Raw genomic sequence first — 20,730 nt, forward strand, 5'->3', positions numbered from 1 at the left:
CACTGGCCCCGCTACCGACGGGTTCGCCTCCTGATGACGAAGCTTTACCCGCTCCTCCCGCAGAGGGTGTGCCGGGGACCATTCCGCAGCCGCTGACAAAAAATCCACCGCTTCTCAGTACTTCCCGTTGGTCTTTTTTACCCAGCTATGAAGACTGGGTTATCCTCGGGCAGGAAGTGGCGAGTCTGGCTGAAAACGGGTTGAATTATGTTCGCGACAGTACCCGGGAGCTTCTTGCCCAGTTTGGTTCATGGCTCAATCAAACCGGCAAGTGGGTGTGTGAAGAGATTATTGACCCGATAAGCCATCAGGTCAGCTACGCATTTTCCTGGGTCAGTGAACAAACGGGGAAAATCGTGACCTGGACGGAGAGTGAGATAAAAGCCCGCTGGCAGACGGTGCAGCAGGGTTCAGATATCACCTTGGAAGAGCTAAAAAATATTAGCTGGATGCAGATATTGAAAGAGGTGGGTGAAAGCATGCTGGAAATGGTGGTGATTATTGCCGGTGTTGCCGTTGTTATTCTTGTCACCCTTGCCGTCGCTGCCGCATTGATTGCACTGGTGGAAATTTTAGCTGCCGCCGCCGCAGTGAGCGCCGCGGCGTTAGCCTCTGTCTTGGCAATATTGGCGAGTGTGACATTCGCCACCGCTTCATAATTAACGGAGAAAATATGGAAACTTCAGACTACTTTGCCCAGTTGAAATCACAACTGACCGCGTTTACCTTCCTCAATGGCGATGGGCTGACTGTTTCTCGTCTTGGGATTTCTATCACCCTGTTTTTTAAACAAGGCTACACCTCGGAGAAAAAACAGCGCATTCTGGCCTGCTACCGGCGCTTTCGCGAAGAATTTGGTACCTACCTGCGTTTTCATCGTCATTCGCTGGAGGGATTAAAAAAATATTCCCCAGAAAATATTGCCAAAGTTGAAGAAGGTATTCTTAATCGGAAAAAAAACCAGCCCTCTAGTTGGGTAGTCAGTGATGCCAAAAATCTCTATGAAGCCCCTCGCTATCTGATGCGTTACCTTGATTCCGATGAAGCTGATGGTGACGATAGTAGCTCTTACCTAAGCCTGACATTTCCTTGGGATTACCTAAAAGAACAAGATGGCATGACTCGTTTTATGGCCTGGCTGGAGTTTCTGTGTGAACAACTCGAACCGGACAGTGGGGATTGTGGCTACAGCCTGGTTATCCCCAGAGATTACCATGACTACTTTCCTTTAGAATACCAGCTAGCGCAGCGTTACCCCTCCCTGCAAGTCAATTCTGCGGTTCATACTGCGGTATTACAGTATGGACATTCCATCCGTGGCATTAACTGGATCACCTTGCTGTCCAAACGATTTGTAAACCGGCTGGGTGGGGAATACTGGATACGTCAGGTGCTGCGTCCCTACCGGGATGTGGTGATGACTTCTTACCGTGATGGCCTGATTATCCGGGCCGGTGAATACCCGGACTTAACGCCGCTCCCGGGCAGTGTCCCGGAGAGTTATTTTGCCATTAACCAGTTGATACGCCCGATACGGGTGATACCTCGTGAAGGCCATTCCTTGCACTTCTATGGTGACGGTCATTTTGATGATATTTCCACCCTGGCTTGGTATGCCCGTTATGACCGGGGACCGCTGCAAGTGACTCCTCTGAGAGGCGACCACCCTGCACTGGTCAGCGGGATCTGGCAAACCGATAGCCTGCCGGGCAAGCAGTACTTCTTTGCTCAGGGTACGATGTCTTTTGATGTTCCAGGTACAAAACCGGGCACAACCCTCTGGCATCTGATCCGGGAAGCGGCAAGTATGTGGGAATAACAGATTGTCCACTACCTGATAATCATAGGTATTTACACAATTTTCATAAAGAATGGTTAAGGACAGCCATTTTTCGTCTGTCAATATGGTTTTAAAATCTGGAAAACAGAACCAGAGTACCATGAGAAAACAGGTAAAAAATTTAATCATTAAAAGTAAAAAGCAGTGATTAAAGATTTTTTAAAGTGAGTAAAAGATTCGATACTCTTCTGACATTGGAAGAAAAAACATCAAGAAAAACGGGTTTTAGATTGAATTAATAAGGTGACAAAATAATAACATTAACCCAATAACAAAAACGTGCGATTATATTAAAACATTTAACAGGATTAACCGTATTAAACAAATTATCAGTTAAAAAGCACAAAAACACTTAAAAAGCATTAAAGATTATTAAAGAAATGAACGTTGTTTTTAATACCATTAGCTCATCTGTTATCCTCGCTGGTTTTAAACCTAAAAAAATCACATACAGAGAAAGGAAAAATGAGAAAACTTAACTATCAGTTTACGGGCATTAAAAAGTTTTCTAGTCGTTATTTTACAAAGTAAGTCATAAAAAAATAGCGCAATAAAGAATAGGTAAAACGGTTAATTTACCCGGGTTTAAGCCCTGAAAAAGATCTGATTATTCGAAAAGATATAAAGGGGTATTTTTATATCATCAGGTTATTTACTGGCTGATTTATTCTCTTCATTCTTTAAATCACTGCTGCGTTGGTTGCTTTCACTTATTTATATTAATCTGTCAGACTTTTCACCCTCGTTGATGCGATTAAAGCATCGGAGAAAGCCAATAAACGACAACACATTATCTGAAATTTTCGATGATGTGAAAACATCCCTTGTTTTTTTAAATGGGTTATCCAACAATCTGGGGCGATACTTTAAGATATCGCCCCATGATTAATTTAGCTCTTAATTCTCTTTAATCGTCAGTTTTAGGCCGCTTTTGTTCTCGGTTTTTTGACCGGGGCAGCGACAGCCAGTGCTTCTGGTTCAAACTCATCGACATTAATAGAGCGTAGACGGCTTGCCTCGGCGCGTTTCAGAATTTCGGCTTCGTCTGGAGTGATCTTACGTTCTGCGAGTGCGCGTTCTGCCAGTTTATCCAGGCGAGTAAAACCAAGGCGTTTACCTGCTTCGCGACTCAAGCGGGCATGGATCGGTTCTGCCGCAATAATATCGTGCAGAGCTTCTTCCAGTAATCCGTGAGGATTGTGCTCGCTTGGTGTCAGATATTGACCTCGGCCAATGCGATCACGGGTAGCCGAAGGTTGTTGTAAGATCTGAGCCAGTTTGTGATCCAGATGGTCAGATGGCGCTGAATGTACACGTCCTAGAGGGAAGACGATAACACGCATCAGACCGGCAACCAGACGATTCGGGAAGTTACTCAGTAAATTATCTATCGCCTGTTCTGCCTGATACAAACTATCTTGAACGGCCCACTGAACGAGCGGCAAATCTTCTTTTTGACGACCTTCATCTTCATAGCGCTTCAACGTCGCGGAAGCTAGATAGGTTTGGCTCAGAACATCGCCAAGACGGGCGGAGACACGTTCACGACGTTTCAGGCTGCCACCTAATACCCCCATTGCCACATCTGATAATAGCGCAAGGTTGGCACTCAAGCGGTTTAGTTGCTGATAGTAACGGCGTGTTGCATCACTGACCGGTGTGCTGCTGGTGCGGCCATTGGTTAAGCCAAGCCAGAAGCTGCGTAGCATGTTGCTGGCAACGTGACCAAGGTGGCTAAACAGTGCCTTGTCAAAGTCTTTGATACGATTATTTTCAGCCGCAGCCATTTCATCAAGAACATAAGGATGGCAGCGGATAGCTCCCTGACCGTAGATAATCATGTTACGGGTCAGAATATTGGCGCCTTCAACGGTAATGGCGATAGGCGCGCCTTGATAAGCGCGAGCAAGGAAGTTGGATGGACCAAGGCAAATACCTTTACCACCGGCAATATCCATTGCATCAATAACAGATCTTTGGCCTCTGTGGGTGCAGTGATATTTGACGATAGCGGATAACACAGAGGGTTTTTCACCTAGCATGATACCGGTTGTTGCAAGCGTTGAAGCGGCATCCATCAAATAGGCGTTACCGGCAATGCGTGCCAGAGGCTCTTCAATTCCTTCCATTTTACCAATTGGCATTTTGAATTGGCGGCGGATATAAGAGTATGCGCCAATCGCCATAGCAACACTTTTCAAACCGCCGGTTGCATTTGACGGCAGAGTGATACCGCGGCCGACAGACAGACACTCAACCAGCATGCGCCAGCCTTGTCCGGCCATTTTTGGCCCGCCAATAATGTAGTCGATCGGAACAAAGATATCTTTACCGCGAGTTGGGCCATTCTGGAATGGAATATTCAGTGGGAAATGGCGATGACCAATTTCTACCCCCGGTACATTGGTCGGGATCAATGCGCAGGTAATGCCCAATTCTTCTGTATCACCCAATAAATGGTCAGGGTCGGACAGTTTGAAAGCCAAACCGAGTACGGTAGCGATAGGTGCAAGCGTGATATAACGTTTGTTCCAGGTCAGGCGCATACCCAGAATTTGCTCGCCTTGCCATTCTCCCATACAGACTACGCCTGTATCTGGGATTGATCCGGCATCAGAGCCGGCTTCCGGGCTGGTCAATGCGAAACATGGGATCTCTTCGCCACGGGCAAGTCCGGGTAGATAGCGGTTCTTCTGCTCTTCAGTGCCATAATGCTGTAACAATTCCCCCGGGCCGAGAGAGTTAGGCACACCTACGGTGATTGCCAGAATGCCGGATGTCCCCGCCAATTTTTGCAGGACTCGCGCCTGTGCATAGGCTGAAAATTCCAGACCGCCATACTCTTTTTTAATGATCATGGCGAAGAAACGCTGTTCTTTCAGGTAACGCCATAACTCAGGCGGCAAATCAGCAAGTTCATGGCTTATCTGGAAATCATTGGTCATACGGCAAGCTTCTTCTACCGGGCCATCCAGAAATGCTTGTTCCTCAGCGGTTAACTGAGGTTTTGGATAGTCATGCAATTTTTTCCAGTCGGGTTGACCGCGGAATAGTTCGCCTTCCCACCAGGTGGTACCTGCATCAAGAGCTTCTTTTTCCGTGCGAGATAGACTTGGCATCACCTTACGGAAAGCTTTTAAGGCCGGAACAGTCAATAAGGAGTGGCGCATTGGCGCAAAATTCAGTGGGAACAGAATAATGGCCGTTGGTAACAACATCCAGTAGCTCCATGCATCAATAGCGCCCATCAAGACGGTATAGACAAGGAGCAGTAGGCTGCTGAGACTGAGATTGACTTTGTGATAGCAAAGTATCCCAATCAATACTAAGAATAGAATAATACTCAATGTGGTCATAATAAAAGCTCCTGGTTAATCTCAGGGTCAGGTAAGTCATCAGAGGTCGGACCTGTTAGGGTGTTCTTCTCTTTTTAGACCAGGAAATTGTTTTTAGCAATATCTTTACATCTTAATTACAATGTAGCTCACAAACTCGTGGTGATCGGGAGCGGATTAATTCTCCAGAAACGTGATGTTGTCTTCTTTCAATTCTCTTGATCCGGTAAACTGCCATCCGGCACAACATTAAAGATTACCTGACCGAAGTGAGGAGCCTATGTATCAAGACCTGATCCGTAGTGAATTGAACGAAGCCGCGGATACGCTGGCAAAGTTTTTAAGTGACGATGCAAATATTGAAGCAATTCAAAAAGCAGCGGTATTATTGGCTGATTCATTTAAAGCGGGTGGCAAGGTACTGTCCTGCGGTAATGGGGGTTCGCATTGTGATGCGATGCATTTTGCCGAAGAATTGACAGGCCGTTACCGCGAAAATCGCCCTGGTTATCCAGCGATTGCGATTTCTGATGTCAGCCACCTTTCCTGCGTCAGTAATGATTTTGGGTATGAATTTGTTTTTTCTCGTTATGTGGAAGCTGTTGGAAAAGAGGGAGATGTGTTACTCGGTATCTCCACTTCCGGGAATTCCGGTAATATTATCAAAGCAGTTGAAGCTGCCCGCTTAAAAGGCATGAAAGTTATTACGCTGACAGGCAAGGATGGCGGTAAAATGGCAGGAACCGCTGATGTGGAAATTCGTGTCCCACATTTTGGTTATGCAGATCGTATTCAGGAAATTCATATCAAAGTTATTCATATCCTGATTCAACTTATCGAAAAAGAGATGATTAAAGCCTGATTTTACAGGCTACAGAGGTGGGCAATGTGTGAGTTACTTGGCATGAGCGCAAATGTGCCAACAGATATCTGCTTTAGTTTAGGTGGTCTGATTCAACGGGGGGGTCATACCGGGCCTCATAAAGATGGTTGGGGGATCACGTTTTATGAGGGGCGGGGCTGTCGCACATTTAAAGATCATCAACCAAGTTACAATTCGCCCGTTGCTCGCTTCGTACAAGAGTACCCGATTAAATCCAGAGTGGTGGTTTCTCATATCCGGCAGGCTAACCGTGGTAATGTCGCGTTGGAAAATACTCATCCTTTCATTCGTGAGATATGGGGACGCAACTGGACTTATGCCCATAATGGGCAGCTTCGGGGCTATCGGCAGCTTGAAACGGGTCAATATCGCCCCGTTGGGCAAACGGATAGTGAATATGCTTTTTGCTGGATTTTGCATCAACTTTCACAAAAATATCCAAGAACCCCTTCCAACTGGCCTCAGGTTTTTCGTTTTATCGCTTCACTGGCGGACGAACTCAGCAAAAAGGGCGTATTCAATATGTTGCTGTCAGATGGGCGTTTTGTGATGGCATATTGTTCAACCAACCTCTATTGGATTACCCGTCGGGCGCCGTTTGGAAAAGCAAAACTTCTGGATCAGGATGTTGAGATTGATTTTCAACAGCATACACAGCCGGATGATGTTGTTTCTGTCATTGTTACTCAACCGTTAACCGGTAATGAAGACTGGAATCGTATTGATCCGGGTAGCTATGCATTATTTCATCTTGGTGAACGCATATTGTGATTGATGCTGCAAAAGCGGCGATTTGTCAGGTGTCGCATTAACCGCATATTGACCATTAATGACGCTGATTGTTGCCGGCTGGTGATTTTTTACAAAATAGTCATAAGCTGGTTGCAACTGTAGCCAAAACATATAATGAGAGGATGAACGGTGGCGTAACATATTCTGAGGCGTCATTCTAAATGGATAAATACTGATATTAATTTCATACTGCCCGCGCAATAATGCATTTTCTACATAATCGTAGATTTCATCCATGTAACCGTTAGTCATAGCGTAACAACCGATAGATTTACACTCTCCGTGGATCATTAAATAGTTGCCGGAATAGCCTCTGAATTTATCGTATTCATTGGGAAAACCGAGGTTAATAGATCGATAATACCGACTATTTGGATTGAGTTGATGGGTTTTTACACGATAGAACCCTTCCGGGCTTTTCAGATCGCCTTCTGTGGTTTTGGGACCAAGGCCGCCAGAGTAATTACAGATAGGGTAGCTTTTAGACAATTGGTAGCTTCCATGACTATTTTTAGTATAAAGCTCCAGTATCCGCTCTTCTTTGAAGATTTGGATAAAGACAGGAGCGCCGGTCTGCGCAGGGGAGTTTTGCTTTAATTGAACTAAAGTATCCTGAGAATAGACAGGAGTGAGTGAATTAGAAAACAACAATATTATTGCAGGAAAAACCGCAGTTTTTTTCATGTGACTACCGTATGGCGACGTAACGGGCTGACTAAAAATTTAGCTTAAGATTGCCATGAGTCATCGACTTTGTGAATAGAAAATGACGATGATAACTTTATCACTACAAAGTGATTGTTAGGTTAAAATATAATCGGTTGTCGGTAAAGGTGATATAATCATTCGTTTTTTGCGAGCTATTAATGGTTCAGCGCCAAAATTATTCCTGTTTGCTTGAACTAAATCACTTGATTAGTCAGACAGTCCAAGAAGGGAGATGTTAAAATTACCGCCCGGAGATTAAAAGAAAATCGCAACAATTATCGGAGAATTATAACCTGGGCACGATTCGTGACTTAAGGGGTTTTTTATAGAGTGGCTATGTTACCACCAGGTAATCTGTAGCATATGATTTAATTGATAAACTTGTGCAAATCTTATGATTAAAATTAAAAAAGGACTCGACCTCCCGATTGCAGGAGCGCCTGCTCAAGTAATAGAAGACGGTCCGACGATTCGCCATGTAGCACTGTTGGGTGAAGAGTATGTTGGAATGCGTCCTTCTATGTTGGTTAAAGAAGGTGAGCATGTTAAGAAGGGCCAGATTCTTTTTGCAGATAAAAAGAATCCGGGTGTGGTTTTCACCAGTCCGGCCTGTGGGCGGATTGTGGCGATTAATCGTGGTGAACAACGTGTTTTGCAGTCAATTGTGATTGAGATAATGGGAGACGAACAGGTTGATTTTGACCGTTATGATCGTTCCCAACTTTCTCAGTTATCCCGAGAACAAGTGGAAAAGAATCTTATCGATTCCGGGTTATGGACCGCATTTCGTACCCGTCCTTACAGCCGAAGTCCTGCTCCTGGCTCCTCGCCAAAAGCAATTTTTGTAACCGCTATGGATACTCAGCCTTTGGCTGCAAATCCACAGGTTATTATTGCTACTGAGGAGGAGGCTTTTGTTGATGGTCTGAATGTGCTGACTAAACTGACCGAAGGTAAAGTCCATGTTTGCCATAGTGCAGGAAGCTTGCCGAGTGTCGGTAATAATGCGCAAATCACTTATAATCAGTTCTCAGGTCCGCACCCTGCGGGATTAGTTGGAACTCACATTCACTTTATTGAACCCGTCAGTGCGACTAAAACGGTATGGCACTTGGGATATCAGGATGTGATTGCTATCGGTAAATTATTCACTACCGGCACACTTTATACTGATCGTGTCATCGCATTGGCCGGTCCACAGGTTGAGAAACCACGGCTTATACGTACCTGCTTAGGGGCTGATCTGCTTGAGTTAACTCAGGATCAGCTTAAAGAGGGTGAAAACCGTATTATTTCAGGCTCCGTATTGTGCGGTACTCAGTCAGATGAGGTTCATCACTATCTTGGTCGTTTCCACACGTTAGTTTCTGTTTTGCGTGAAGGCCGCGAAAAAGAGTTATTTGGTTGGATCATTCCGGGCGCCGATAAATTTTCCATCACCCGCACCACCATTGGTCATTTCCTGAAAAATAAGCGTTTTGCTTTTTCAACCACAATGAATGGCGGCGAACGTTCTATGGTGCCAATCGGTAACTATGAGCGTGTTATGCCTTTGGATATTATGGCGACGCATTTGCTGCGGGATCTGCTGGTGGGTGATACCGATAGCGCTCAGGCACTGGGTTGTCTGGAGTTAGATGAGGAAGACTTGGCGCTTTGTACCTATGTCTGTCCTGGCAAATATGAATATGGTCCGGTACTGCGTGAAGTGCTGACTAAGATTGAGCAGGAAGGATGATTTCATGGGCCTGAAAAACTATTTTGAAAAAATTGAGCGCCACTTTGAGCCTGGGGGCAAATTAGAAAAATATTATCCGCTGTATGAAGCGATAACGACGGTTTTCTATACACCAGGTACAGTAACTTCTGGTCGTGCTCATGTCCGTGATGCTATCGATCTAAAGCGTATGATGATCATGGTATGGCTGGCGGTATTCCCGGCAATGTTCTGGGGAATGTATAACGTTGGTCAGCAGGCGATTCCTGCGCTGTATCATTTGTACAGTGGCGCGGAATTACAGCAAATTCTGGCATCTGATTGGCACTATCGTGTTGCTCAGTTTTTCGGTGCGTCACTGACGCCAGGTGCTAGCTGGTGCAGCGAAATGTTGCTTGGCGCGACTTATTTCCTGCCTATTTACATCGTTGTATTCGTCGTTGGCGGCTTCTGGGAAGTACTGTTTGCCATTATCCGTAAACATGAAATTAACGAAGGATTTTTCGTTACTTCGATTTTATTTGCGTTGATTGTTCCGCCGACGATTCCTCTATGGCAGGCGGCGCTGGGTATTACATTCGGTGTTGTCATTGCGAAAGAGGTCTTCGGTGGTACAGGCCGTAACTTCCTGAACCCGGCACTGGCTGGCCGTGCTTTTCTATTCTTTGCTTATCCGGCACAGATTTCGGGAGACTTGGTATGGACTGCGGTTGATGGTTTCTCTGGCGCGACTCCGTTGTCTCAATGGGCGGCTGGTGGTAGTCATGGATTAGTGAATACCGTTACTGGTCAACCTATCACCTGGATGGATGCTTTCATTGGTAATATCCCTGGCTCTATCGGTGAAGTGTCTACGCTGATGATTCTCATTGGCGGTGCGATGATTCTGTTTACCCGTATTGCTTCATGGCGCATTGTCGCCGGGGTGATGTTGGGTATGGTTGCGACTTCCTACCTATTTAATGCTATCGGTTCAGAGACTAACCCATTGTTTGCTATGCCGTGGTATTGGCATATGGTTCTGGGTGGTTTCGCTTTTGGTATGATCTTTATGGCAACCGATCCGGTATCCGCTTCATTTACCGATAAAGGTAAATGGTGGTACGGCATTCTGATTGGTGTGATGTGTGTTCTGATCAGGGTTGTCAACCCGGCATATCCAGAAGGTATGATGCTGGCGATTCTGTTCGCAAACCTGTTTGCGCCATTGTTTGATTATCTGGTAGTGCAAGCCAATATTAAGCGGAGAAAAGCCCGTGGCTAATGATAAACCTAAAAATAATGACAGCGTGGGCAGAACATTTATCGTTGTTTTTGTGCTATGCCTCGTTTGCTCAATTGTGGTGGCAGGTTCTGCGGTAGGGCTAAAATCTCAGCAACAGGAACAAAAATTGCTGGATAAACAGCGTAATATCCTCGATGTCGCTGGATTACTCAAGCCTCAGATGAGTGCCGATGAAGTTAAAGAAACATTCAAAAGCCGTATCAAAACCGAGTTATTGAATCTGGATACTGCAACACTTGAAAGCAGCCAGGGCAAGTTTAACCTGAACGATGCGTTGCGCAGTGATGATACTAGTATTGCATTAGCACCTGAAAAGGATTTGGCGAAAATTCGTCGTCGCGCCAATATGGCCGAAATCTATCTGGTGAAAAATGAGCAGGGTAAAACTCGCGAAATCGTTCTGCCTATTTATGGTTCTGGCCTGTGGTCTGTCATGTATGCATTTATCTCCGTTGATGTGGACGGTAAAACGGCACGCGGCATCACCTATTATTCGCACGGTGAAACGCCGGGATTGGGGGGAGAAGTGGATAACCCGCAATGGCGTAAAAAGTGGATAGGTAAAAAACTGTATAACGATGAAGGCAATCCGGCGATCAAAATTGTTCGTGGCGGCGCCGCCGCCGATGACTCTTATGGTGTTGATGGCTTGTCTGGTGCGACCCTCACCTCTGCCGGTGTCCAGAATATGTTTAATTTCTGGTTAGGGGATAACGGTTTTGGTCCGTTCCTGAAAAAAGTACGCGAAGGAGCGTTGAAAGATGGCTGATAGTAAAGAAATAAAACGAGTCCTTCTTGGGCCGCTCTTGGATAACAACCCGATTGCATTGCAGGTTCTGGGGATTTGCTCAGCGCTGGCGGTAACAACTAAGTTGGAAACGGCATTGGTAATGACAATAGCGGTAACATTGGTTACTGCCTTTTCCAGCTTTTTTATCTCGTTGATCCGTCATTACATCCCTGGCAGTGTGCGAATCATTGTACAGATGGCGATTATTGCGTCACTGGTTATCGTGGTAGATCAGATTTTGCAGGCTTATGCTTATGAAATTTCCAAGCAGTTGTCTGTATTTGTTGGCCTTATCATTACTAACTGTATCGTGATGGGACGTGCGGAAGCCTATGCCATGAAGTCTCCACCTATTGAGAGCTTTATGGATGGTATCGGTAATGGCTTAGGCTACGGGGTTATTCTGGTACTGGTTGGTTTCCTGCGTGAGTTGTTTGGTTCCGGCAAACTATTCGGGATTACCGTGATGGAATCGGTACAGAGTGGGGGTTGGTATCAGCCTAATGGTTTGTTCCTGTTGGCGCCTAGCGCGTTTTTCATTATTGGTATGCTGATTTGGGGTCTGAGGACTTTGAAACCGGCGCAGGTTGAGAAGGAGTAACTGACAACATGGAACATTTTATAAGCCTGTTTGTCCGCGCCGTCTTTATTGAGAATATGGCGTTGGCTTTCTTCCTCGGCATGTGCACTTTTTTGGCGGTATCGAAAAATGTCGCAACAGCGTTTGGTCTGGGTATTGCCGTCACGGTGGTTTTAGGGATCTCTGTTCCTGCTAATAACTTGGTGTATAACTTGGTGTTGCGCGACGGCGCATTGGTCGAAGGGGTTGATCTCAGCTTCCTGAATTTTATTACGTTTATTGGCGTGATTGCTGCGTTAGTGCAGATTCTTGAAATGATCCTTGATCGTTATTTCCCTTCACTCTATAACGCGCTCGGCATTTTTCTGCCGCTGATTACCGTTAACTGTGCGATTTTTGGTGGTGTCTCTTTCATGGCGCAGCGTGACTATAACTTTTCTGAATCCATCGTATATGGTTTTGGCTCAGGTATAGGTTGGATGTTGGCAATTGTTCTGCTGGCTTCTATCCGTGAAAAAATGAAATATGCTGATGTTCCGGCAGGTCTGAAAGGATTGGGGATCACCTTTGTCACTACGGGTTTGATGGCATTGGGTTTTATGTCCTTCTCTGGTGTGCAGTTATAAAGGCGAGAAGCATTCATGGATATAATAATTTTAGGCGTAGTGATGTTTACCCTAATTGTGTTAGTACTGACGGCGCTGATTTTGTTCGCAAAATCAAAGTTAGTTAACACTGGGGATATTAGAGTTGAAGTTAATGGCGATCCGGAAAAGAGCTTTACCGCTCCAGCCGGTGATAAATTGCTAAATATGTTGTCCAGCCAGGGGATTTTTGTCTCTTCTGCTTGTGGCGGCGGCGGTTCTTGTGGCCAATGCCGGGTAAATATTAAAGATGGCGGCGGCGACATTCTGCCGACAGAGCTTTCTCACATTAGCAAGCGTGAAGCGAAAGAGGGTTGTCGTCTGGCTTGTCAGGTCAATGTAAGACAGGACCTGAAAATTAAATTACCGGAAGAGATATTTGGTGTTAAGAAATGGGAATGTGAAGTTATCTCCAATGATAACAAAGCAACTTTCATTAAAGAGCTGAAATTGAAGATCCCTGATGGGGAAGTTGTGCCTTTCCGTGCAGGCGGCTATATTCAGATTGAAGCTCAACCACATATTGCTCGTTACTCCGATTACAATGTGCCGGAAGAATACCGAGAGGATTGGGATAAATTTAATTTATTCCGCTTTGTCTCTGAGGTGAAAGAGCCAACAATTCGAGCTTACTCAATGGCAAACTACCCGGAAGAGCACGGTATTATCATGCTTAACGTTCGTATTGCGACGCCGCCGCCAAGAAATTCGGAAGCGCCGCCGGGAATTATGTCTTCTTATATTTGGTCACTGAAACCCGGTGATAAAGTGACTATTTCTGGTCCGTTCGGTGAATTTTTCGCAAAAGATACTGATGCGGAAATGATCTTCATCGGTGGTGGCGCAGGTATGGCGCCAATGCGTTCTCATATCTTTGACCAGCTTAAAAGATTGAATTCCAAACGTAAGATTAGCTTCTGGTATGGCGCCCGTTCTAAACGTGAAATGTTCTATACAGAGGATTTTGATCAGCTAGCGGCGGAAAATGAAAACTTTAGCTGGAATGTAGCGCTATCCGATGCACTGCCCGAGGACAACTGGGATGGCTACACCGGCTTTATCCATAATGTTCTGTATGAGAATTATTTGAGGGATCATCCCGCTCCTGAAGATTGTGAGTTCTACATGTGTGGGCCTCCGGTTATGAATGCTGCGGTTATCAAGATGTTGAAAGATCTTGGTGTCGAGGATGAAAACATCATGTTGGATGATTTCGGTGGCTGATAAGCCATAAAATAGTTTGATTTTAATGACTGGCGCCCACAATTTTGTGGGCGCTAACAATTCGGAAAGAGTAATTAACTGTGCGTAAAAAGATAAGTAGCTGGATAGCGTTAATGTTTGCCGTACTGCTGCTGGCGGCATGCGATGGTCTGGAGCAGAAAAATATTCATGGGCAAACAATGGGGACTTACTATTCCATTAAATTTGTCACGGGTTCGTCGGCGCTTTCGCCAGAAGCTCTGCAAAAAGAGATTGATCGTTTGCTGGAAGAAGTTAACGACCAGATGTCGACATATCGCCCTGATTCTGAATTGAGTCGTTTTAATCAAAGCCGTCAAATTGATCGGCCATTCCCGGTATCGCCCGCGACAGCCAAAGTGGTTAAAGAAGCTATCTACATTAATAAATTGACGGATGGCGCATTGGATGTGACCGTTGGCCCGTTGGTTAATTTATGGGGGTTTGGTCCTGAGGGGCACGTGACGAAAGCGCCTTCTGCAAGTGAATTGGAAAAACGTCGTGAATGGATTGGGATAGATAAACTGGTGGTAGAAGGCAATAACCTGATTAAAACCGTGCCAGAGCTGTATATCGATTTATCATCTATCGCTAAAGGTTATGGCGTGGATGTTGTTGCTGAATATCTGGAATCGCAGAATATCAAAGACTATATGGTTGATATTGGGGGTGAAGTCCGTACATCAGGTCATAATGGTAAAGATCTGCCGTGGCGAATTGCGATTGAAAAGCCATCTGACACTGGCATGGCACAAAATGCTCAGGAAGTGATAACGCCTGGAAATATGTCGGTAGCGACTTCTGGTGATTACCGTAATTACTTTGAACAAGATGGTGTGCGCTACTCCCATACGATTAACCCAAAAACCGGGAACCCTATTTCGCATAATTTAGTCTCTATTACAGTGATTGCTCCAGCTTGTATGAGTGCTGATGGCCTTTCTACTGGACTGAATGTTTTAGGGCCGGAAAAAGGGATGGAAGTTGCAGAAAATCTGAGTATCCCGGTTTTTATGATCATAAAAACGAAAAATGGTTTTGAAGAGCGTTACAGTAAAGCCTTTGAGCCATACCTACAGAAAAATCAATGAGAAGGGGAAAGAAGTGCTGAAAGTATTTATTGCAGCCTTCGTCTTTTTCCTGCTGGCTTTTGCAGGAATGTCGTTAGGCTATATGATTAAACGTAAGAGCATACAAGGGAGCTGTGGCGGTTTAAGCAGTATTGGAGTGGAGAAAGTATGTGATTGTCCGGAACCTTGTGATGCTCGTAAGAGACGTATGGCTCGTGAGGCTGCGCGGCAGGTTCAATTAGAGAAACATCGGATTATCTGAGTTTAACCAATCTGCGTAATACACCTTCCTGCTTTCACGTAGTTTGAGATAAAGTAAATAAAAAGCAGAAATACCAGTTTGATAAAATCCCCTTCACATTAAGCGGCTTACTGTGAAGGGGGTTTTAAATACACACTCTGTTAATATAGGTTTTAAGATAAAGTGAGCAATCTGAATTCATATAAATATGAAATTCAGGTTATTTAATTGTATCTTTTGAAAACTATTTAATTGATATAAGACCATTTATATTGTGTGAGGAGTTTTTTGTAAATAAGAAATTAAACTTCCAATTTAAAATGAAAAATATAAACAGCTTTTAAAGTTGTAATATAGGCTAATGATGATTTAGCATGAATTATTACATGTGATTTTATATTTCTCAGCAAATAATTTTCTATTTAATAAAATAAAATTCCAATATTTCCAGGGTTAAAATAAATATTTTTATAACCTCAGGATTTTGACAAAATTTATAAAAGCGATACACTTAAGGTGAAATTTATAAATTATGTAAGTTATAAAACTATTAAAGGAGAAACTTTTATGTTTAAGAAATTATTAGCAGTTGGGGCATTAGCGGCAGGTATTACATTAACCGGAGGAATTGGGGCTGCATCGGCAAGCGTATATATTCCTTGGGACAATTGTTATAGTTCAGGTATAACCCATAACAATGGCCTATATACTCAATATATTGCTAAAGATAATGGTACTTTTGCTAATGTATATGATTGGGCTGGAGTCAGATGGTATCTTAAAGGTTATAAATATTTAGATTATTGTGGAAAATATATCGCTTTATATGAAGGTAGAGGTTTATAAAATTTTACCTAAAAACCTCAATAATCTGGGCCAAATATCATAAAAATTTGGCTCATTATATTATGTAAAATATTTCTCCCTGCAAGGTGGTTAGTTTAAATATCCTTAGGAAAATATATGTCAAAGTTACCCCTGTTATGAATAAGTTAAGTAAGATAATATTAATCACATAGCTTAATATTTTTTACATAGGTATTCGGTGACATCCAGGATATTCTTTCACATACCAGATAATTCTCACTTTTTAATTTATAATCCACATAGAAAAATAGGGGTAAACTCAAAAAAAATGAAATTATAGCTATAAATCCAAAACAGTTAATAAAATTATCGTGATATTTTGGACAACGGCCAGTTATATTAAATAAAATCATAAAATACGAAAGTAGAGGAAAATAATATTATAAAAACAGGGCTTGAGAATGTTATTTTATCTTTCATTTTAATTAAGGAAAATAAATTTTCCCCAGCCAAAAAGAAACCTGATAGCGCTAAAATAAAAATAGCAAGAGCACAGATTATTGGGGTAGACCCAACAGCCGTGTCACCAGCCGCCATTTCGATCATGGCTGCCCAAGCCATCACTCTTTGAGCCGGTCAGCCAGTCGTGTCATCAGGTCCATGCGTTCATGGAAAATAGCCACGATCAGAGCAGGCGCTCCCTCACGCGGTAGACAGAAGACGTAATGATGTTCGTACCGCCCCATCCGTAGGCCCAGAAAAAGCGCGCTCATGTCTTTGAACACACCCCGGCCATCGGCGAGGTTGGCGATACCCTGTTCTAACATAGCAATGTAGCGGCGCACCCTGAGCATCGCCCCATTGCTTGCGGGTGTAGCGGACGATGCCACGCAGGTCGGATTTTGCCGCCGTAGTGAGAACGTAGCCGGTCAATCCCGGCCCTCGGTCAGTTCTTCATCGAGAATTTCGCTGATGCTCTTGGTAGACACATTGCCAGCAAGTCCCTCGTGGATGCGGGTGCCGAGCAGGATTTTCAGTTCCTTCCATGCCTGATTGGCATCAACATCGCCGGGAAACAGCCTTTCCAGCGCGTATTGCTTGATGGTCTTGCCCTGCAAGGCAGCCAGCGCTTTCAGGCTTTGGTGCTGCTGGTCTGTTATGTCGATGGTTAGGCGACTCATGGGATAATCTCCAAACTCCAAAATTACACATTCCCACATTAGCACATATGTGTTAATGGAGCCAAACAGTTGTACATGACAACATTGGCGCAGGTAGCTGGTAAACAGGTGTTTTACGACACGGGCAAAAATGGTCTGGATGTCCTGTGTGCACATCGCCTAAAAACATGCGGAAAACTCTGTCGTTAGGTACAGCATACGAAAATTCAACGTGAGGGGTTTTTCATAGTTCCCCAAGTTATGAAGAAATTAAATAAGATAATATTAATCACAAAGCTTAATATCTTTTACATAGGTATTCGGTGACGCCAAGGATATTCTTTTACATATTAAATAATTCTCACTTTTTAATTTATAATCCACATAAAAAGATAGGGGGAAACTTAAAAAGAATGAAACAAAGGCTATCACCCCAAAACAGTTAATAAAACTATCGTGATGTTTTGGCCAGCGATTTTTTATATTAAGGAAAATAACAGAAACTATAAAGTATGAAAGGAAAGGAAAAGCAAAAAATAGCATAAAAACAGGGCCTGAGAATATTATTTTATCTTCCATTTTAACTAAGGAAATTAAATTTTCTCCGCTAGAAAAAAAGTAAATAACGTTAGAATAATAAAAGAAAAAGCTCCTATAATATGCAAAATCTTTTTTTTATTTACCATAATTCCCCCAGTTATGAAGAAATTGATTGAAATTAGCTTCTGGCGTTCTTGGTTTTCTTTCTATTTCTTTTTTGATTAAATTAATCACAGTTTCACTAATTTTAAATTTTTTATCTAATGAATCAAGTATAGATACTGTTGCAATACCTACTAAAAGCATAATACCAGCCACAACAATTACGCTAGCACCAGTAGCAAATGCAGCTGCCGCAAAAGTCCCAATAACCCAAGAAGCAAAAGCCGCTATGGCAGTCTTAGCCAAATCTACTGAAATATTGCCTAGGAAATCGGCCAGTGTGTATTCATCTTTAAAGATGTATTCAACCACCCGATAGGCTGAGGAAAATAATATATTGAATTTAACTCCCTTAACTATGCCACTATTTGTTCCCTGTTGCCCTATCCCCATAGATATACCCGTCATCTTTCAAGTTGCCTCTTTGTTGGCTGCACTCGTTCACCCCGGTCACATAGTTACCTATGCTCCCGGGGATTCACTCCCTTGCCGTCGCGATGCATCTTGAAATCCATAGGGGATATAACTAATGCGTTATCCTCAACCGAAGCATCAATTGACGAGATTGCCGATATATTGATGTTGGGACGAGAGCATTTCCCATATCGTTGGAGCTGCGTGGCCTCATCTGTTTCGCATTTAGTGCAGCAACTCACGAACCACGGTTCAATCTCACTATCTTCACCATCATCTTCGTTATCTGTTGGTCTTATTTTTGATGAATGCTCTCCAATAGATATTCAATTATTGATGAAACGAGGAGAAACATTTCCGGCTTTTCATCGTGTAATAAAACAAGCAGAGAACTTATATTCAAGGAAAGCTTGGACGCTTCGGCAGCGCTGGATTATTTGGTTGTTGGGACATCATGCGGTATTGACAGCGTTTGGGGTGACGATTGACTTGTTATTGGCCTACGGTGTGGGGAAATTGGCTGCATAGGTTGTCGATGGTGGTCTTGAATTTGTTGATGCATTGCGTCTTGCTGATGAACCGGTCACTGATTCAACATTTGATCACCAGCGTTTGCAAACCTTGTTGCAAGAACAGGCTGAACTATGCTTGGTGAGATTCAGTCGTTGTGGTGAGCTTGCAACAGCCATTAACACGTTGGGTTATCAGTCATACGATAGTGAAAGATCTCTGTTGACATTGCTTGGAGATTGGTTTGTCAATGGCGCCAATCTGGATTGGCAGCAAGGGTGTGAACGCAAGATAAATCGTCGTCTTGAACTGCCATTTGCTCCTTTTGTTGCCACCTATTGCTGGCCAGAGACTATTGAGAACCCTGCAATGGTTTCTGACGTTGTACCGCACACTTCGATATTAAATTCAGGAGAAAATGTTGAAGAGATACTGTTGACTCAAGTCAGAGAAGTGCTGAAAGAACCGAAATTAACACTTGACGATGATTTTTTTGAGGCCGGAGGCAATTCACTTAATGGTGAGCAACTTGTGGTTCGACTGAACGAGGCATTAGGTACGGATCTGAAATTGATGGATTTGTTGGATTGCTTGGATCTGAACGAGTTTTATCAATTGGTGAAAGACAGTGTTCAATTATCCTCCGTATTTACAACACCGGAGATGGAAACGAGGAACAATGAGCATGTACTTTCTGGTCAGCAATTAGCCATTTGGGCGGCAACAGAAATTGCTGGTGAATCTGGCGCTTATAATGTTCCCGCTGTTTTGCTTATCAATGCGGAGGCGGATGTTGCCTGGCTGGAAAAAACGCTAACTGAACTTGTCTTACAGCAGCTGATGCTGCGTTGTAGTCTGGAATACAGCGAACAAGGCGTTAACCCGGTAATCCATCCTCCGATGCAGGTCAAACTGGTTCATAGTGAAGTCGATTTAACAAAATACACTATTGCAACGGGCATGCCCGTTTTGACTCAGCGTCTCCGGCAGATGGTTGAAGCGCCGCTCTCACCTTATGGTATTCCTCCCACACGATTCGAACTGTTGCAAGTGAATTTTAGCGATGGAGTACGTCAAGCACTATTGCTGAATTTTCATCACCTATTTTTTGATGGCTGGTCATGGCGATTGGTATTAGCAGCTCTTAGTGGTGACAAAATATCCCCGCCTGTGAACGATTATTTAAATTACGCTATGGAGCAATATACCTTACTTGAAAGTGAACAGGGTCGAAAATTGGAGGCTTTCTGGTACGAATATTTAGCAAACCTCCCAATTCTGCTTTTGCCTTGTGATGGTGAGGGGGGGACAGCATCTGACCTCCGGGGAGCTAATTTACCTGTGATGATATCGAAGGATGTTACCGAGAGGTTGAGGCAGATGGCGATGAATTCTCGCGTAACAGTGCAAATGATAATGTTGACAACTTGGGTGGCATTACAATGGCAGATAAGTGCGCAGCATGATATTTGTGTTGCTATGCCGGTGGCTAACCGGCAACTGAAAGATGAAAACACCATTGGTTGTTATGTTAATACCGTGATTGTGCGTGCACGGCTTGATCCACACCAGTCATTTCACGTAGTGCTGAATGCGGTTAGGCAGGCATCGCTCAGTGCGATTTCACATAGTGCATTTCCTGCTGATCGAATTCAGAAACTGATAGCAAATACTTCCTATCATCTCACAATGTTTGATTTTCAGAATGATGTTGATCCTATTAAGGTATTAGGGGGAAATGGAGCCGCTGTCGAATTGCTGGATGTCGATCCTAATGGCGCAAAATATCCACTCAATCTTACCTGTATTGAATATGGTGATGAACTTCAAGCGCGATTGGAATATTCCACTTCTCTTTTCTCACAAGACACGGTTTCTCGCTGGTTGAATATTTATATAGGTGCACTGACACAGCTAGTGACATTAGGCGAGGAAACCACTCTTTTCGCCTTATTTGATGGTCAAGACGATGTTTTTAGCGATATTCCAGATTTTCAGTTCTAGATGTGG

20 protein-coding genes and 2 pseudogenes are annotated in these 20,730 nt (G+C 43.8%); 15 read left to right on the plus strand and 7 right to left on the minus strand.

All coding sequences use genetic code 11. The annotated features are described in order from the left end of the window. The first annotated feature begins 68 nt into the window (after nucleotides 1-68). A complete protein-coding gene (locus tag EAE92_RS24650) occupies nucleotides 69-659 on the plus strand; it encodes a hypothetical protein (protein ID WP_246545206.1) in 591 nt (196 codons plus the stop codon). Nucleotides 660-673: 14 nt separating this feature from the next. Then, nucleotides 674-1,819 carry a DUF3396 domain-containing protein gene (locus EAE92_RS13825; RefSeq protein WP_214068498.1) on the plus strand — a complete coding sequence of 382 codons (1,146 nt, stop codon included), beginning with the start codon at nucleotides 674-676 and terminating at the stop codon, nucleotides 1,817-1,819. Nucleotides 1,820-2,760: 941 nt separating this feature from the next. Here the strand turns inward: EAE92_RS13825 and fadE are convergent. Further along, on the minus strand, nucleotides 2,761-5,196 hold the full coding sequence (gene fadE / locus EAE92_RS13830) for an acyl-CoA dehydrogenase FadE (RefSeq protein ID WP_214068499.1): 2,436 nt from the start codon (nucleotides 5,194-5,196) through the stop codon (nucleotides 2,761-2,763). A gap of 259 nt (nucleotides 5,197-5,455) precedes the next feature. Between fadE and lpcA the strand changes: the two genes are divergently transcribed. Both lpcA and EAE92_RS13840 read left to right on the plus strand, forming a co-directional pair. Further along, nucleotides 5,456-6,037: a D-sedoheptulose 7-phosphate isomerase gene (lpcA, locus tag EAE92_RS13835; protein WP_036814714.1), complete on the plus strand. Its 582-nt coding sequence runs from the start codon at nucleotides 5,456-5,458 to the stop codon at nucleotides 6,035-6,037. Nucleotides 6,038-6,061: 24 nt separating this feature from the next. After that, the gene (locus EAE92_RS13840) at nucleotides 6,062-6,829 is read left to right on the plus strand and encodes a class II glutamine amidotransferase (RefSeq protein ID WP_214068500.1); all 768 of its coding nucleotides are present in this window, start codon (nucleotides 6,062-6,064) and stop codon (nucleotides 6,827-6,829) included. On the opposite strand, the gene EAE92_RS13845 is transcribed toward EAE92_RS13840, so the two are convergent. Then, a complete protein-coding gene (locus EAE92_RS13845; RefSeq protein ID WP_214068501.1) occupies nucleotides 6,800-7,534 on the minus strand; it encodes a L,D-transpeptidase family protein in 735 nt (244 codons plus the stop codon). The genes EAE92_RS13840 and EAE92_RS13845 overlap by 30 nt on opposite strands. A gap of 418 nt (nucleotides 7,535-7,952) precedes the next feature. Here EAE92_RS13845 and EAE92_RS13850 point away from each other — a divergent pair, with 418 nt between their 5' ends. The 9 genes from EAE92_RS13850 to EAE92_RS13890 all read left to right on the plus strand — a co-directional run bounded on the left by EAE92_RS13850 (nucleotide 7,953) and on the right by EAE92_RS13890 (nucleotide 15,973). Continuing rightward, nucleotides 7,953-9,296, plus strand: a complete 1,344-nt coding sequence (locus tag EAE92_RS13850) for a Na(+)-translocating NADH-quinone reductase subunit A (protein ID WP_214068502.1) — start codon at nucleotides 7,953-7,955, stop codon at nucleotides 9,294-9,296. Nucleotides 9,297-9,300: 4 nt separating this feature from the next. Further along, entirely contained in the window at nucleotides 9,301-10,539 is a 1,239-nt protein-coding gene (locus EAE92_RS13855; protein WP_214068503.1) for an NADH:ubiquinone reductase (Na(+)-transporting) subunit B, read from the plus strand. Next, complete coding sequence (locus tag EAE92_RS13860; RefSeq protein WP_214068504.1) at nucleotides 10,532-11,329, plus strand: Na(+)-translocating NADH-quinone reductase subunit C; 798 nt, start codon at nucleotides 10,532-10,534, stop codon at nucleotides 11,327-11,329. Before EAE92_RS13855 ends, EAE92_RS13860 begins: the two co-directional genes overlap by 8 nt. Continuing rightward, nucleotides 11,322-11,951, plus strand: a complete 630-nt coding sequence (locus tag EAE92_RS13865) for an NADH:ubiquinone reductase (Na(+)-transporting) subunit D (RefSeq protein WP_113025244.1) — start codon at nucleotides 11,322-11,324, stop codon at nucleotides 11,949-11,951. The genes EAE92_RS13860 and EAE92_RS13865 overlap by 8 nt, the downstream gene beginning before the upstream one ends. A gap of 8 nt (nucleotides 11,952-11,959) precedes the next feature. After that, complete coding sequence (gene nqrE / locus EAE92_RS13870; RefSeq protein ID WP_046396941.1) at nucleotides 11,960-12,556, plus strand: NADH:ubiquinone reductase (Na(+)-transporting) subunit E; 597 nt, start codon at nucleotides 11,960-11,962, stop codon at nucleotides 12,554-12,556. 15 nt (nucleotides 12,557-12,571) lie between these two features. After that, nucleotides 12,572-13,798 (plus strand): NADH:ubiquinone reductase (Na(+)-transporting) subunit F, encoded by a 1,227-nt coding sequence (gene nqrF / locus EAE92_RS13875; protein WP_214068505.1) that lies wholly within the window; start codon nucleotides 12,572-12,574, stop codon nucleotides 13,796-13,798. 80 nt (nucleotides 13,799-13,878) lie between these two features. Then, nucleotides 13,879-14,907, plus strand: a complete 1,029-nt coding sequence (locus EAE92_RS13880) for an FAD:protein FMN transferase (protein WP_214068506.1) — start codon at nucleotides 13,879-13,881, stop codon at nucleotides 14,905-14,907. 13 nt (nucleotides 14,908-14,920) lie between these two features. After that, nucleotides 14,921-15,148, plus strand: a complete 228-nt coding sequence (gene nqrM, locus EAE92_RS13885) for a (Na+)-NQR maturation NqrM (protein ID WP_040152259.1) — start codon at nucleotides 14,921-14,923, stop codon at nucleotides 15,146-15,148. A gap of 546 nt (nucleotides 15,149-15,694) precedes the next feature. Next, entirely contained in the window at nucleotides 15,695-15,973 is a 279-nt protein-coding gene (locus tag EAE92_RS13890) for an LCI fold-containing protein (protein WP_036814172.1), read from the plus strand. A 161-nt stretch (nucleotides 15,974-16,134) separates the two neighbouring features. Here the strand turns inward: EAE92_RS13890 and EAE92_RS13895 are convergent. The 5 genes and pseudogenes from EAE92_RS13895 to EAE92_RS13915 form a co-directional block, all read right to left on the minus strand. Then, nucleotides 16,135-16,531, minus strand: a pseudogene (locus EAE92_RS13895) (DUF1240 domain-containing protein). Nucleotides 16,532-16,554: 23 nt separating this feature from the next. Continuing rightward, nucleotides 16,555-16,788, minus strand: coding sequence for a type II toxin-antitoxin system RelE/ParE family toxin (locus EAE92_RS25225; RefSeq protein WP_339959386.1), 234 nt, complete (start codon nucleotides 16,786-16,788; stop codon nucleotides 16,555-16,557). 75 nt (nucleotides 16,789-16,863) lie between these two features. Continuing rightward, the gene (locus EAE92_RS13905) at nucleotides 16,864-17,115 is read right to left on the minus strand and encodes an antitoxin (protein ID WP_046397708.1); all 252 of its coding nucleotides are present in this window, start codon (nucleotides 17,113-17,115) and stop codon (nucleotides 16,864-16,866) included. 264 nt (nucleotides 17,116-17,379) lie between these two features. Next, nucleotides 17,380-17,780, minus strand: a pseudogene (locus EAE92_RS13910) (DUF1240 domain-containing protein). Then, nucleotides 17,770-18,204, minus strand: coding sequence for a hypothetical protein (locus EAE92_RS13915; protein ID WP_246545208.1), 435 nt, complete (start codon nucleotides 18,202-18,204; stop codon nucleotides 17,770-17,772). The pseudogene EAE92_RS13910 and the gene EAE92_RS13915 overlap by 11 nt, the downstream one beginning before the upstream one ends. Before the next feature lie 96 nt (nucleotides 18,205-18,300). Here EAE92_RS13915 and EAE92_RS13920 point away from each other — a divergent pair, with 96 nt between their 5' ends. Both EAE92_RS13920 and EAE92_RS13925 read left to right on the plus strand, forming a co-directional pair. Next, nucleotides 18,301-18,738 (plus strand): KS-MAT linker domain-containing protein, encoded by a 438-nt coding sequence (locus EAE92_RS13920; RefSeq protein ID WP_214068507.1) that lies wholly within the window; start codon nucleotides 18,301-18,303, stop codon nucleotides 18,736-18,738. Nucleotides 18,739-18,771: 33 nt separating this feature from the next. Beyond that, nucleotides 18,772-20,724: a condensation domain-containing protein gene (locus EAE92_RS13925; protein WP_214068508.1), complete on the plus strand. Its 1,953-nt coding sequence runs from the start codon at nucleotides 18,772-18,774 to the stop codon at nucleotides 20,722-20,724. Nucleotides 20,725-20,730 lie beyond the last annotated feature (6 nt).

The sequence above is a fragment of the Photorhabdus hainanensis genome (assembly GCF_018448965.1).
GTDB classification, from domain to species: Bacteria; Pseudomonadota; Gammaproteobacteria; order Enterobacterales; family Enterobacteriaceae; genus Photorhabdus; species Photorhabdus akhurstii.